Origin of the sequence: Pseudothioglobus sp. nBUS_23, assembly GCF_051201565.1 — a bacterium.
Taxonomy (GTDB): domain Bacteria; phylum Pseudomonadota; class Gammaproteobacteria; order PS1; family Pseudothioglobaceae; genus Pseudothioglobus.
In genome coordinates this window covers 1,181,253-1,195,153 of record NZ_CP179200.1, presented here as the reverse complement: position 1 = coordinate 1,195,153, position 13,901 = coordinate 1,181,253, and the positions used below count along the sequence as shown (strand labels likewise).

General features: G+C 38.1%; 12 protein-coding genes. 7 read left to right on the top strand and 5 right to left on the bottom strand.

Translation table 11 applies throughout. The annotated features are described in order from the left end of the window. Positions 1 to 42: 42 nt before the first annotated feature. From ACMAZA_RS06075 to ACMAZA_RS06065, 3 genes are all read right to left on the bottom strand, one after another. Positions 43 to 1,311 carry an ABC transporter substrate-binding protein gene (locus ACMAZA_RS06075; RefSeq protein WP_435190482.1) on the bottom strand — a complete coding sequence of 423 codons (1,269 nt, stop codon included), beginning with the start codon at positions 1,309 to 1,311 and terminating at the stop codon, positions 43 to 45. A gap of 61 nt (positions 1,312 to 1,372) precedes the next feature. Continuing rightward, a complete protein-coding gene (locus tag ACMAZA_RS06070) occupies positions 1,373 to 2,410 on the bottom strand; it encodes an ABC transporter ATP-binding protein (protein WP_435187894.1) in 1,038 nt (345 codons plus the stop codon). Beyond that, positions 2,407 to 3,180: a DeoR/GlpR family DNA-binding transcription regulator gene (locus tag ACMAZA_RS06065; protein ID WP_435187892.1), complete on the bottom strand. Its 774-nt coding sequence runs from the start codon at positions 3,178 to 3,180 to the stop codon at positions 2,407 to 2,409. Before ACMAZA_RS06065 ends, ACMAZA_RS06070 begins: the two co-directional genes overlap by 4 nt. Before the next feature lie 218 nt (positions 3,181 to 3,398). On the opposite strand from ACMAZA_RS06065, the gene ACMAZA_RS06060 reads away from it, so the two are divergent. From ACMAZA_RS06060 to ACMAZA_RS06040, 5 genes are all read left to right on the top strand, one after another. Continuing rightward, entirely contained in the window at positions 3,399 to 4,193 is a 795-nt protein-coding gene (locus tag ACMAZA_RS06060) for an HAD-IIB family hydrolase (RefSeq protein ID WP_435187890.1), read from the top strand. Further along, entirely contained in the window at positions 4,194 to 5,756 is a 1,563-nt protein-coding gene (gene glpD, locus ACMAZA_RS06055; protein WP_435187889.1) for a glycerol-3-phosphate dehydrogenase, read from the top strand. It begins immediately after the preceding gene. Next, positions 5,753 to 7,393, top strand: coding sequence for a Na/Pi cotransporter family protein (locus ACMAZA_RS06050; protein WP_435187887.1), 1,641 nt, complete (start codon positions 5,753 to 5,755; stop codon positions 7,391 to 7,393). Before glpD ends, ACMAZA_RS06050 begins: the two co-directional genes overlap by 4 nt. Positions 7,394 to 7,480: 87 nt before the next feature. After that, on the top strand, positions 7,481 to 8,665 hold the full coding sequence (locus ACMAZA_RS06045; protein WP_435187885.1) for an acetyl-CoA C-acetyltransferase: 1,185 nt from the start codon (positions 7,481 to 7,483) through the stop codon (positions 8,663 to 8,665). Positions 8,666 to 8,682: 17 nt separating this feature from the next. Then, positions 8,683 to 9,000 (top strand): hypothetical protein, encoded by a 318-nt coding sequence (locus ACMAZA_RS06040; RefSeq protein ID WP_435187883.1) that lies wholly within the window; start codon positions 8,683 to 8,685, stop codon positions 8,998 to 9,000. Here ACMAZA_RS06040 and ACMAZA_RS06035 read toward each other — a convergent pair. Next, positions 8,997 to 10,001, bottom strand: coding sequence for an Ldh family oxidoreductase (locus ACMAZA_RS06035; RefSeq protein ID WP_435187881.1), 1,005 nt, complete (start codon positions 9,999 to 10,001; stop codon positions 8,997 to 8,999). The genes ACMAZA_RS06040 and ACMAZA_RS06035 overlap by 4 nt on opposite strands. A gap of 151 nt (positions 10,002 to 10,152) precedes the next feature. Here ACMAZA_RS06035 and ACMAZA_RS06030 point away from each other — a divergent pair, with 151 nt between their 5' ends. Next, entirely contained in the window at positions 10,153 to 11,307 is a 1,155-nt protein-coding gene (locus ACMAZA_RS06030; protein WP_435187880.1) for a saccharopine dehydrogenase C-terminal domain-containing protein, read from the top strand. A gap of 5 nt (positions 11,308 to 11,312) precedes the next feature. After that, complete coding sequence (locus ACMAZA_RS06025) at positions 11,313 to 12,626, top strand: NAD(P)/FAD-dependent oxidoreductase (RefSeq protein ID WP_435187878.1); 1,314 nt, start codon at positions 11,313 to 11,315, stop codon at positions 12,624 to 12,626. Between the two features lie 9 nt (positions 12,627 to 12,635). On the opposite strand, the gene ACMAZA_RS06020 is transcribed toward ACMAZA_RS06025, so the two are convergent. Then, a complete protein-coding gene (locus ACMAZA_RS06020) occupies positions 12,636 to 13,889 on the bottom strand; it encodes an NAD(P)/FAD-dependent oxidoreductase (RefSeq protein WP_435187876.1) in 1,254 nt (417 codons plus the stop codon). Between the last annotated feature and the right edge of the window lie 12 nt (positions 13,890 to 13,901).

Sequence of the window (13,901 nt, the reverse complement as noted above, 5' to 3'; positions counted from 1 at the left end):
AATAATTGGCGGATGTCATTAAACATCCGCCAATTTACCGAATTAACGATAAGGTTTTAAAATACGCTCAGCAGCGGCTTGCGCCTCTGAAAGAGCTTCTTTTGGAGTTTTACTTCCAACAAGTGCAGCTTGAATTGCATCATTCAATCCTTTTTTAACACGACTTGTTTGGTAAGTTGAAAACTCAGCTGTAGCATATGCTAATTGATCACGAGCAACTGCTGCTGGTGGGAACTCTGCTACATAAGACGATAAAGCATCAGTCTCATATGCATCAGGGCTAACACCCATATAGCCAGTAGCTACTGACCAGGCTGCTGATTGCTCTGGTGAAGTCATAAACTTAATAAGTTTCATAGATGCTTCACGCTCTTCTGCAGAAGTATCTTTGAATATGTAGAAGTTACCACCACCTGTAGGCGTTCCACGACGCTTTCCAGCTGGAAGCATAGCTACTCCAAAATCAAAGTCAGCATTGTTCTTAACAGTAGTTAAGTTTCCAGTAGAGTGCCACATCATTGCAGTTTTGCCCTCTAGGAAGTTTTGACGAAGCGTACCCCACTCGATTGTGCCTTCAGGCATAATCTTGTGCTCTGATCCCATAGCTTTCCATACTTCTAAAGCTTCAACTACATCAGGATGATCAAAGTTAGTCTTATCACCACTCGTCATAAGAGTCTGACCATTTTGCATAGCAAGTGCACCAAACATCCAGTATGGGTAACCTGTTGATGGAATCATAAGACCCCACTGTGAACCGTCATCTTTAGTTAATGCTTTGGCTGCAGCAATAAGACCACCCCATGTTGCTGGCGGTGTTTCTGGGTCTAGGCCGGCTTCACGATAGGCATCTTTGTTATAGTACATAACAATAGTTGAACGTTGGAAAGGGATACCCCAAGTTTTTCCAGCTGCAATTCCATTTTCCATAAGTGATGGATAAAAAGAATTCAACCATGCCTTTTCTTCAGCTGTTGAAACAACATCATCAAAAGGGATAATTGCATCAAGCTCACGAAGTTCATGAACGTCAATTGAGAACATTACTGATAACTGAGCAGGCTTTCCACTCTCAAGAGCTGCAAGAGCTTTAATTCTTGTATCGTCATAGTTACCAGAATAAATTGCATTAACTTCAATGTCAGGATTTTCTGCCATAAAGTCTGCAACTATCGAATCAACGGCTTGTGTTAGTTTGCCGCCAACAGCGATAGGGTAGTACATTGTTAATTCCGTTTTTGCAATAGCCGCACTTGAAAACATAGATATACCAAGTGCAACAGTTAAGCAATAGGAAATTTTAGTAAACATTTTTTTCATTTCTTTCTCCTATTTAATCGTAGTGTTAAACATTTGTTAATAATTAGCGTTCCTACGACTTTAAACGCTGATCATTTTTATCAAACAAATACATGTCATCTAAGTTCCAGCTAACACATAGCTTATCCCCTAGTTGAATTTTTGGTTGCCTGGGCTCACGAAGAAAAAAGTCTTTTTCTTGATGAGTCAGCTTGAATACAGTTTCACCACCGAAGTAGTCAATACTTTTCACTTCAACTGGAAGACCTTTTTTAGAAAACACTATGTGCTCAGGCCTAACTCCAATATCTTTGATATTTTTATTTGAGTCTACTACTGAATAGACTTTCGAATCTAAGCTCGAGACATCTATTTCATTTAGATTCAAAATATTCATTGGTGGAAGTCCAATGAATTGAGCACTAAAGACGCTATTTGGTGAATTATAAATTTCCTCAGGAGCGCCAACTTGAACAATTTCTCCTAATTTAAGAAGAATAATTTGGTCTGCCATAGACATGGCTTCAACCTGGTCATGAGTCACGTAAACCACAGTTAAACCCAATCTTTTTTGTAAATCTCTTATTTCATCTCGCATTTCTGCGCGGAGCTTAGAATCTAGGTTGGATAATGGCTCATCCATTAGGCATACAGACTGATCAGATACAATAGAGCGCGCTAATGCAACCCTTTGTCGCTGACCACCTGAAAGGTTTGCTGGCTTTCGATCAAGTAACTCTGTCAGACCAACAACCTTGGCTGCTTCTGCTACCTTTTTTTCTCTTTCTTCAACAGGGACTTTACGAACTTTGAGACCAAACTGAATATTTTCTTTGACATTTAAGTGAGGAAACAAGGCGTAAGACTGAAATACCATAGATACCCCTCTTTTTGAGGCTTCAATTTCAGTTACATCTGATCCTCCAATATTGATAGTACCCTGGCTCACCTGTTCAAGTCCCGACAACATCTTAAGAATGGTTGATTTACCGCATCCTGAAGGTCCAAGAAGTACGGTGAAGGATTTTTCAGGGACAGTGAACGATACATCTTTGACAGCATCAATATCGCCATAACTTCTAGAGAGATTTTTTACTTCAATTGCACTCACATCAACTCCTTGTCACAAACTACAAATTCCGCCTCTGAATCAATAATAATTTGAGAGATTTCAGAAGGAGGGGTTTGATCACAAAAAACTTTGACCACTTCTTGAATTTGACCACCGCGTACATGTGCCACACGGCCAAATTTTTCATGATCTAGAACCAGAAGGCTTTCACGACAATTATCTAGAATGACTCTTCTGATTTGCACTTCTTCATCAGAGAAATCAAGCAGTGCTCCATCCATATCAACGCCAGCAACACCAAATATTCCAAAGTCTGTCTTGTAAGAATTAAAGAAGTTTTCTACTGGACTTCCTACCATATCAAAGTCACCACTTCTTATTCTTCCACCCGAACAGTAAACTTCAAAACTTGAGTTCGTGCTTGCAGTTTGAGCAATGATTAAGTTATTGGTATAAATTTTTAAATTTTTGTGTTTTAATAATGATCTAACTACCATTTCTGGAGTTGTGCCGATACCTAGTGATATAGAGCTTCCGTTAGGAATTTGATTGGCAACCTCTTTTGCGATTGATCTCTTGGCAACTCGATTAAGTACTTGTCTAGTTCCATAGGCAAGATTACCATCGGTAGACAATGGTTCTACTCCGCCATGCCTTCTTCTTGCTTGGCCGTAATCACAAAGAGCGTTAATGTCTCTTCTTACAGTTTGAGTAGTTACATTAAACTTATCCGCAAGGCTTTCGACAGTAATAAATTCTTCTTGACGTAATAGGTCAGAAATCTCTGCTTGTCTAGCAGTTAAATCCATTCATAACTCCAAATTGTTCATTTGAACTACAATTCTAACATAAAATTACGAAAATGAACAATAAATTTTAATCATTTGAATATATTTCTATTTTTGAGCCTATTATTAGAGTGAATTATGCTAAAATAAACATATATATGTTCATATGAAAATAATTATGTTCGCTTTGGTGATTTTTCAGAGCCAAATTATTTAATTATCAATTCTTAGGAGTTTTAATGAAAAATTTGTCAACAATGTCTTTGTCTCAGCTGCAAGATATCAAGTTCATACTTACAGATATTGATGACACTATAACTTCAGATGGAAGATTAAAGAGTAATGCCTATGAGGCTATGGAAAGATTATCAGATAATGGATATAGTGTAATTCCTGTGACTGGTCGATGTGCAGGTTGGTGTGATCACATTGCTAGGATGTGGCCAGTTGATGGCGTTGTTGGAGAAAATGGAGCTTTCTTTTTTAGCTATGATCACGTCAATAAAAAAATGAACAATTCATATAGTCAAACTGAGGACGAAAGAAAAGAAAACTTTACAGTTCTTAATCAAATTAAAAATACAATTCTTGAGTCTGTTTCAGGAACAGCACAGGCCTCTGATCAAGATTATCGTATCACTGATTTAGCAATTGATTTTGCCGAAGATGTTCCTAAACTTCCGCAAAACAAGATTGACGAAATTGTTCAAATTGCTGAACAAAAAGGCGCAGTAGCTAAGATAAGCTCTATACACGTTAATTGTTGGATTGGAAGTCATAATAAGCTTTCTACAAGTTTAAAAATTCTAAGAGAAAGGTTTGGTTTAAATGATGCTGAAATTCAGAATACTGCTATCTTTATTGGAGACTCCCCAAATGATTCATCAATGTTTGGTTTTTTTAAAAATTCAGTTGGTGTCGCTAATGTTGTTGAGCAAATAAGCAGTATCGAACATCCACCAAAATATATTACTAAAAATTATTCAGGAAGTGGGTTTGTGGAGCTTGCAGATTTAATAATCAATAAAGGTTAGATGTCACAAAATTCAGAGAAAATTTATGATGTTTTTGTTGCTGGTGGGGGAATCAACGGCATTGGTGTAGCTCGAGATGCCGCTGGCAGAGGTTACTCTGTTTGCCTATGTGAAATGAATGACTTTGCATCTGGTACGTCATCTAATTCAACAAAATTAATTCATGGTGGTTTGAGGTATCTAGAGCACTATAAATTCCGCTTGGTTCAAGAGTCTTTAAAAGAACGTGAAGTGCTTCTTAAAATGGCACCTCATATCATTTGGCCGATGAGATTTATTTTGCCTCACTCAAAAGGTATGAGACCTGCTTGGCTTTTAAGATTAGGCTTGTTTCTTTATGATCATTTAGGTTTTAGAAAAATATTGCCAGGAACTAGCCATGTAAAACTTAATAAGAGTGAATTTGGCGATCCTCTGAAGAGTAATTTTAAGTTTGGCTATGAGTATTCTGATTGTTGGGTGGATGATTCAAGGCTAGTGTTATTAAATGCTGTTGATGCATCTTTGAAAGGTGCAAAAATACAAAATTATTGTAAAGTTACAAAAGTTGAAAAGTCAGACGGATTTTGGTCAATAACTACTACTGATTCATTTGATGGGAAGCATACTGTATTTAAAGCAAAGTGTTTTATTAATGCTTCTGGACCTTGGGTTGATGATTTATTAAATAGCTCACTTAAAAGCAATAACTCAAAAAATGTTCGACTCGTAAGAGGGAGTCATATCGTCGTCAATAAGCTTTTTGACCATGACAGGTCATATATATGCCAAAACAATGATAATCGAATATTTTTTATGATTCCTTATGAAGATAAATACACTCTGATTGGAACTACAGATATTGACCATGGGCAATCAGCTGAAAATGTTGAGATCAGTCAAGAAGAGAAGCTTTATATCTGTGAATCAGCTAATGAGTATTTAAATACAGAAATTGGCCTTGAAGATATAGTTTGGAGTTATTCTGGAGTAAGACCTCTTTATGATGATGGTGCAAGCACAGCTCAAGAGGCTACACGCGACTACGTAATAAAGGCAGAAAAGAGCGAATCATCTCTTATGGTTAATATTTTTGGTGGAAAGATTACGACTTATCGAAGACTATCAGAGTCTATCCTTAAGCATGTCGAGGAGTTTCTTGGAAGTAAAGGCGATCCTTGGACTAACCATTCTTCTCTTCCCGGAGGAGATATAGGTGTTGATGGTCAGTTGGATTTGCAAAATAAACTTCAAAAGAAGTATCCATTTTTGACTCAAGAGACTCTTAAGCGATTAGTTCGTTCTTATGGCACTATTTCTTTTAATATTTTTGGCGATGCAGAACATATAGATTCGCTTGGAAAGCATTTCGGCTCGGGCCTTTATGAAAGAGAGGTTACTTATTTAATTCAAGAAGAGTGGGCCCGAACATCAGATGATATCTTGTTCAGAAGATCTAAACTTGGACTCTCTTTTTCTAGGGATGAAATAAAAAATCTAGATCAATATCTGGATGATTTTTTTAAAGCCAATAGTCATACAAAAAATGATGAACTAAAAAGCAAAATGGTTGAAATAGTATGACGCTGCTTATAGAACTCTTAGGATCGATAGCCCTTCTTTTATGGGGCCTTAGAATGGTTCGAACTGGCGTTATGCGCTCATACGGAACAAATATCAAAAGATTTGCTCGTCGCTCTGAGGGTAAGATAATCCCCGCATTTTTATCTGGACTAATTGTAGCTGCTCTATTGCAAAGCAGTACAGCAGCTGTATTAATTTCTGCCTCTTTTGCAGGCCAAAGCCTTATAGGTGTTGGTACTGCATTTATTACTATGCTGGGCGCTGATATTGGAACCTCTGTTGCGGTTCTTATTGCATCACAGAAATTCACAACTCTAGCGCCTTTTTTACTTGCAGTTGGTATTTTTGGCTTTATTGCCTCTAAGGAAAACAAGCGCCAAAATGTTTTTCGAGCAATCAGTGGACTCGGCTTGATTCTATTTGCGCTTATTTTAATTTCGTCAACAGCGGGAGGTTTAGCTGAATTAAGAGAGTTTAAATCTCTCCTTGAAGTATTTAATAACCAGCCCGTATTCTTCCTATTATTGGCCCTAGTATTGACCTATTTATCGTATTCAAGCTTGGCTATAGTTTTACTATCGGTTAGTTTTTTAGCTACCGGAGTAATAGGGCTGAATGAAGGTTTGTATCTTGTATTGGGCGCTAACCTTGGAAGTGGCATGTTACCTCTTATTTCAAGTTGGAACTCCTCTGAATTAGAGAAAAATCCAATAATAGCAAATTTGTTAGTTAGGTCGCTGTGCATTATTCTTTTTTATCCATTTGTTTCCGTATTTTCGAATTTCTCAATTACTTATCTATCTGCTGAATTAGTTCCAGCTATTTATCACCTTACACTTAATTTATTTGTAGCAGTTATTGGAATTACCTTTTCAAAGCAATTCCTTGCTCTGTCTTTGGGTTTATTTTCTGAAAACAAAATTGAGGATCAATTAAATAAACACAATATTCTTGAAGCAGATGATTTCTCTATGCCAGCTGTATCTCTTGCCAATGCAAAAAGAGAGGCTCTAAGAATGGCAGAAGTTTCTCAGAACATGGTTGTATCCTCACTTGCAGTAATGAAAGACGATAATGAGATGTTGCGCCATGAAATTATAAAAAATGAGGACACCGTTGATGAATTTTATGACTCAATTAAGCTTTATATTGCAAGAATCTTACAAGAGGAGCTTTCGCCTGCAGAGAGTCAGCAAGCACTCAACATTCTTAACTTTACAACCAATATGGAGCATATTGGAGATATTGTAAATAATAGTTTAATGGAAATATCTGGAAGAAAAATTTCTAAACACATTCATTTTTCTAAAGAAGGTTTTAGTGAAATCCTGTCGATTCATGAGGAAGTCTGTGCTAACTATGATCTTGCAATCAATACATTCGTTTCAAATGATTGTGAATTGGCTAGAGTTTTATATGAAAAGAAACAAGAACTCCACAAACTTGAAAAACGATCTGTATCAAAACATCTGCAGCGACTTGGCAAGGGGATAGCTGATAGTTTGGAAACTAGCTCAATGCATATTGATGTGGTTCGAGACTACAAAAGAGTCAATAGCTTATTATCATCCATAGCTTACCCAATTTTATTTGCATCAGGTGAAATACTAGAAACAAGGTTAAAGCAAAACGCCTAACCCTAATATTCTGTAACACAGGAATATACGAGCATTTATTTTTTTCAAGCTCTATAATAATTGCATCATAAATTATCAATGTCAATTATGAATCATGAAATAGTTATTGTTGCCGCAAAACGAACTGCCATTGGGTCTTTTGGTGGTTCTCTGTCATCAGTTTCTGCTCATAAGCTTGGCTCGGCAGTTATCTCTTCTTTACTCCAAAAAACTGGATTGAATACTAATCAAGTTGATGAGGTTATTCTTGGACAGGTTTTGACTGCAGGAAGCGGACAAAACCCAGCTCGTCAGGCTGCAATAGATGCTGGTCTTCCTGATGTAACACCCGCAATGACGATTAATAAGGTTTGTGGCAGTGGGCTAAAAGCAGTCCAGTTAGCATTTCAGGCTGTTGCATGCGGAGATGCCGAAATAGTCATTGCGGGTGGCCAAGAAAATATGAGCCTTTCAGGGCATGTTTTACCACGCTCAAGAGAGGGTAAAAAAATGGGCCCCTGGGAAATGGTTGATACTATGGTTGTAGATGGTTTGTGGTGCGCTTTTAATGACTACCATATGGGAGTTACAGCTGAAAATATTGCTTCTAAGTTTGACTATACTAGAGGTGATCAAGATCAATTTGCAGCATCATCTCAACAAAAGGCTGAATCTGCTCAGATTTCTGATCTTTTTCGTGAAGAAATAACACCAATCAACATTCCACAGAGAAGAGGCGATGATGTTATTTTTGATGCGGACGAATATCCCAGGCATGGAACAAACGAAGAGTCTCTTTCAAAGCTCAGACCTGCATTTAAAAAAGATGGCTCTGTTACCGCTGGAAATGCTTCAGGTATTAATGATGGAGCAGCTGCTGTTATGGTTATGACTCTTTCAAAAGCACAAGAGCTTGGACTTAAACCTATGGCAAGAATTGTTTCCTATGCAAGTGCAGGAGTCGATCCAACAATTATGGGAACTGGCCCAATTCCAGCAAGTACTAAATGTCTAGAAAAAGCCGGATGGAAGGCCTCTGATTTAGATCGCATTGAAGCTAATGAGGCTTTTGCTGCTCAGGCGATGTCTGTCAATGACTCTCTTGGCTTGGATGTTTCTAAAGTCAATGTCACAGGAGGTGCGATTGCACTTGGTCATCCGATAGGCGCTTCAGGAGCAAGAATATTAGTCACGCTTCTTCATGGTATGGAGCGTGATAAAACTGACAAAGGTCTCGCAACTCTCTGTATTGGTGGCGGGATGGGAGTTGCCATGGCAGTTGAAAGACTTTAGATATTCTAAAGAAAGTTATGAAAAAATATTTCTTTATTCTGAGTATTGTCGTTTGTAATTTTTTTGCCCTCTCCAATGCGCAGGCCTACCTTGCGGTAGGTTATATGAAATGTGAAAAAGTGAATCAGCTAGTGAGTGAGAATAATTCAGATGTTAAGACAATGATCATGTTTTGGTTTAGCGGTTATTACACTGGAAGAAATTATGAAACCTCTAGCTACCCCCTTAAGCCAGACCCAGAACTTATCTATATTGCTACAGTGAATTATTGTAGTAAAAATCCAGAGAGTGACACAGTTGATTTAGCAGATTATCTGTATTCCAGTCTTCTCTAACTACAAAGACCCTTAATCGTTTCAATCAGTGCAGAGTTTACATCCCTAGGGCCGGTATCTAGTCTATTGTTGTGCCTTCTTTCGCCTGGAATGCGAACACCGTCAATGGATTTATATTTTTTAAGAAAGTCTTCAGTTTGTTCTGACGTATCTTTTCCAGATAATATTTTAGGTGACATAGCCAATATGAACTGACCACCTTGAGCTGGGCCACCGTCTCCATTATCTCGCTCCTTTGATTCGTAGGAAAAAGTCTCACCAACAAGAGGACCTGACAAAAGCTCAATCATAAGTGCAATGACTGACCCTTTATGACCACCAAATGGCAATAAAACACCTTTATCTATTTCTGCCGCATCAGTAGTCAATTCCCCAGAAGCTGAAAGCCCTGTGCCTAGGGGGACGGAGTGTCCATCTCTTGCAGCAATCTGAATCTCACCTTTTGCCATTGAGGCTGTTGCCATGTCAAAAACAATTGGATTTTTACCAGGTCGTGGCCACGAAAATGCAATTGGATTTGTGCCATATAAAGCAGTTTTTCCGCCCGAAGGAGCAACTGCTGGAGTATAAGAAACAGACGTTAAGCCAACGAGTCCCTGGTCGCTAATGGCTTCAACCTCTGGCCAGAGTGCTGCAAAGTGATGACAGCGCTGAATAGAAAGGCCTGCAATACCAAAAATATTTGCAGCATCAATTAGCTTTTTAATTCCATACTTATGAGCAAGAGGTGCAAATCCGTTTTGAGCATCGCACCTGAAAATTGTGGGCGTTACCTCTTTAATTTCAGGTCTGGCAGAGCCATCCACTTTGTTGCTTTTAAGAGCTTTAATGTATCCTGGTATGCGAAACAAGCCATGAGAGACAGACCCGTCTCTCTCAGCATTAGTCACAGTAGTTGCAACAGCATCAGCATTCTCTTCATCTGCACCATTACTGATTAGTGCTGCTTTGGCTAATTTAAAAATTTCATCAAGGCTTAGTTTGGTTGTCGTTGGGCTCATTTTAAATCTATCTTCAAAGTAAATTGCTTAGTATAAGGAATTCCAAAGTCGTGTTACAAAAAAATGATAACATGCCCTTAAAAATAAAGACTAATCTCTAAAATAGTGTAAAAAATTAAATTTTGTAAATTAATAATTTTGAGGAGTATCAATGGCAAATATTCATTGGCTTGGAACAGGACTTTCGGCGATTCCAGGTTTAAAGATGTTGATTGAGAATGGACATAGTCTTGTTGTATATAACCGAACAGTAGAGAAAGCATTTGAAGCTCTGTCTGGAGTCAATGGAGATTACAAAGTTGTTCCATTTACGCTCAAAACTGTTGAGCAAAATGTTAATGCTGGCGATGTGGTTGTTTCAATGCTTCCTGGAAACTTTCATGTTCCAGTTGCTGAGCTATGTCTTTCACTGGACGCACACTTTGTCTCAAGCTCTTATATTTCAGATGAGATGAGAGACTTGAATAGCGCCGCTTTAGAAAAAAACTTATGTTTTGTGAATGAGGTTGGATTGGATCCTGGAATTGATCATAGCATGTCACATGCCTTGGTTGAGGATTACAAAAATGCATCTGTATTTTCAACACAGAATCAACATTCTTTTTTGAGTTACTGTGGAGGTCTTAGTGATGTTCCAAATGACTTTTGCTATAAGTTTAGCTGGTCCCCTCTGGGTGTACTTAAGGCCTTAATGTCAACCTCTGTGAGTATTCGTAACGGTGAAGTTTTTACGGTGACAAAGCCATGGGAGTCTGTAGAGTTGTACCCGCTTCCAATGCCTTGGGGTGAAGATGAGTTTGAGGTTTACCCAAATCGTGACTCGCTTCCGTTTATTGAGCAATACCAGATGAATGATGGCCTAAAGATTAAACAATTTGTTAGAGGGACCCTCAGATATAAGGGTTGGAAAAATGCATGGAGCCAGATCTTTTCAGAAGTCGATACTTTAGATGCTTCCATTGCAGAGTCTCGCTTAAAAGAAATTAGTGATGATTTATGGGATAAATATTCATATAAGGATGGTGAGGTTGATCGAGTCATTCTAACAGTTGAGTTAAAGGTTGAAAATGACTCAAAGGTTGTTTGGCACAAACAATTTCTTATGGATACGCTAGGAAATCAAAAAGGTAGCGCAATGGCCCAGCTAGTTTCATGTTCAGTAGCACTAGCTATTGAGGCAGTTCTTGACAATGAAATCTCTTCTGGAGTAACTGCTGCACCTCACCAAAAGGAATTGGTGAGTCGTTGGTTATCACAGGCTGAAGAAATAAGTGATCACTTTATCTTAATTGATCATCTGAACTAATTACTTTGAATCAAACTCATCATAATTTTGATCAAGAAACTAAGGGCTGGGTTGATTTAATTCATCCAAGAGAGCCTCGACCAGAACTAACCACTCAAATAGATACCAAGTGGTTAGTAATTGGAGCTGGATATACAGGTCTTTCATGTGCAAGAAGGTTGGCAGAACTCAACCCAACTGAAAAGATTGTCTTGCTTGAGGCAAGAGAGGTTGGTCAAAGCGCTTCTGGAAGAAACTCAGGATATGCGGTAGCACATAGTCACTTTTCTGGGGGATATCAAAAGAATCAGCTTGAGCATTATCAAAGGATTGACCGCATTAATCAAACTGGTCTAACATCTTTAAAATCGATAATTGAGGCAAATCAAATTGATTGCGATTACAAAGATGCAGGAATTTATCATATGGCCGCAGATAAAAATTCATCTGACGAGTGCGATCAGTTTGTAGATTATCTTCAAAAGAGAAAAATTGAGCATATGGAGCTTTCAAAAGATCAAATTAAGCTAGAGCTTGGTACATGCTGGTACCAGAAGGGAGTAAAGGTTAAAAAGGGTGCCCTAGTCCAACCTGCTAAACTAGTTTTTGGTTTAGCTGATAGCCTTCCAAATAATGTTGAGCTCTATGAAAATACTCCAGTTATGAAGCTTACTAGAGGGGTAATAAATACAATACAAACCCCAAAATCGTCTGTCAAAGCAGACAACGTTATCATGGCATGTAATTATGAGCCTCTGGCAAATGGAAAACATAAACAGAGAGTGGTCGGTGTTACCCTATCAGGAAGTATTACTCGGGTATTAAATCAGGATGAGGTTGATTTGCTTGGCACAGAGTCTTCATGGGGGATTTTGTCTCTTCACACCGGCGGAGCAACGGTCAGGCTTACAGAAGATAAGAGAATTTCAATACGAAATACAGCTGAATATAATAATTACGGTTTATTAAATGATAATCAACTTAAAAGCAGGCAAGTGATTCATCGTCAGGCATTTAATAATAGATTTCCTGAGTTAAGTCATGTGAATTTTGAGCATCTATATTCTGGTGTAGAGGGAGTTACAGCAAATAAAACAAATATCTTTAAAAGACTATCAAACAATTTTTATTATGCTGGATGCTACAATGGATCGGGTATCACTAAGGGCACTGCTTTTGGCCTTGCTATGGCAGATTATGCTTATGGTAACGATGAAAAACTGGTTCATGACTGCCTCTCAATAGAAAAGGCTAAATGGCTTCCACCAAAGCCTATATTGGACTTAGGGGCATGGTATGTCACCAAACAAAGGTTTAAAGGGGTTGGAAGAGACAGGTAGACTCAGGTTTTAAATCAAGTGGTTGATTTTTGCTCCAAGTTCAATAAAACTTCCTTTGATCTTACTAAAGCTCTGGTTGTTACTGCTAGTTGGCCTTATAGGTAGTGAGTCTTCATTTTCGTTGTAAAAGGCCTCAGCTATAGATTTTCCGAAGTAGGTTCCAGGGCCTATCCCCCTTCCAGAGTAACCAAAGATAGAATAGGCGTTTTTTCCAAAACGATATATTTTGGGAATATGGTCATCTGTCATCGAAATTTCACCACCCCAAAAATAATCAAAAGGAATATTTTTTAAAGAAGGATACAAAGAATAAGCCTTTCTTTTTGCCCAACTTGAATGAATTTTAGATATATTTTGGCCAAGATTACCAATACCTCCAATAATAAAGCGATTATCGTAATCTAACCGAAAAGATGACATAACAGTAGCTGTATCCCAACATCCATGATATTTAGGCAAAATGTTTTTTATAATCTCTTTTGGAAGGGGTTTTGTTGCGGCTTGAAAATAAAAAACCGGAGTATATTTTGCGCTTGGTATTCCTGAAATGCCTTTTAGGTATGCATTGGTCGCTATCAAAATTTTCTTTGATTTAATCAATCCTTTCTCACTATGAGTAATCCATTCATTATTATGAAACTCAATTTTGGTGGCAAGAGATGATTCAAAAATATTGGCTCCTCTAGATTGCGCTATTCTTGCTAATCCTAAGCAATAGCTAAGTGGATTAATAGTTCCAGCCTTTTCATTGAGGAGTGCTCCTTGAAATGAAGATGAACCGGTAACTAATTCAGTTTCATTCTTGTCTAATACTTTCAGTTCAGCTCCTCGTTCAGAAAGCTGGCGATATCTGTTTTTAATGTCTTTCAAGCCATTTTGTGAATGCGCACAATGGAGCGTACCTGCACGGTCAGCATTGCAGCTAATATTATTTTTATTGATTAAGTTGAATACAAGATCTGGCGCAGTTGCTAGTGCCTCATTTAGCTTGACCCCACCTTTTTTACCTAAAATTCCTTCTACTTTTTCTGGGGGTAGCCAAAGTCCTGCATTCACTAAGCCAACATTTCGACCTGAGCCACCATATCCAATTTGTTGATCAATAAGAGATACTGTGAGTCCATTTTCGGCGGCAGTTAAGGCGGCAGAGCAGCCTGTATAGCCGCCACCTACAATAGTTATATCTGACTCCACAGTGCCTTCAAGCACCTTAGAGGTTAGTTTCTCTTGTGAGGTTTCTTGCCAAAGATTATTTTGTTTCATTTCTAGATGAAT

Bases quoted from the DNA above. Each gene is read 5' to 3' on its own strand.
- ACMAZA_RS06030 (WP_435187880.1), top strand. From the start codon at position 10,153: ATGGCAAATATTCATTGGCTTGGAACAGGACTTTCGGCGATTCCAGGT.
- ACMAZA_RS06045 (WP_435187885.1), top strand. From the start codon at position 7,481: ATGAATCATGAAATAGTTATTGTTGCCGCAAAACGAACTGCCATTGGG.
- ACMAZA_RS06065 (WP_435187892.1), bottom strand. From the start codon at position 3,180: ATGGATTTAACTGCTAGACAAGCAGAGATTTCTGACCTATTACGTCAA.
- ACMAZA_RS06060 (WP_435187890.1), top strand. From the start codon at position 3,399: ATGAAAAATTTGTCAACAATGTCTTTGTCTCAGCTGCAAGATATCAAG.
- ACMAZA_RS06075 (WP_435190482.1), bottom strand. From the start codon at position 1,311: ATGTTTACTAAAATTTCCTATTGCTTAACTGTTGCACTTGGTATATCT.
- ACMAZA_RS06050 (WP_435187887.1), top strand. From the start codon at position 5,753: ATGACGCTGCTTATAGAACTCTTAGGATCGATAGCCCTTCTTTTATGG.
- ACMAZA_RS06035 (WP_435187881.1), bottom strand. From the start codon at position 10,001: ATGAGCCCAACGACAACCAAACTAAGCCTTGATGAAATTTTTAAATTA.
- ACMAZA_RS06020 (WP_435187876.1), bottom strand. From the start codon at position 13,889: ATGAAACAAAATAATCTTTGGCAAGAAACCTCACAAGAGAAACTAACC.
- glpD (WP_435187889.1), top strand. From the start codon at position 4,194: ATGTCACAAAATTCAGAGAAAATTTATGATGTTTTTGTTGCTGGTGGG.
- ACMAZA_RS06040 (WP_435187883.1), top strand. From the start codon at position 8,683: ATGAAAAAATATTTCTTTATTCTGAGTATTGTCGTTTGTAATTTTTTT.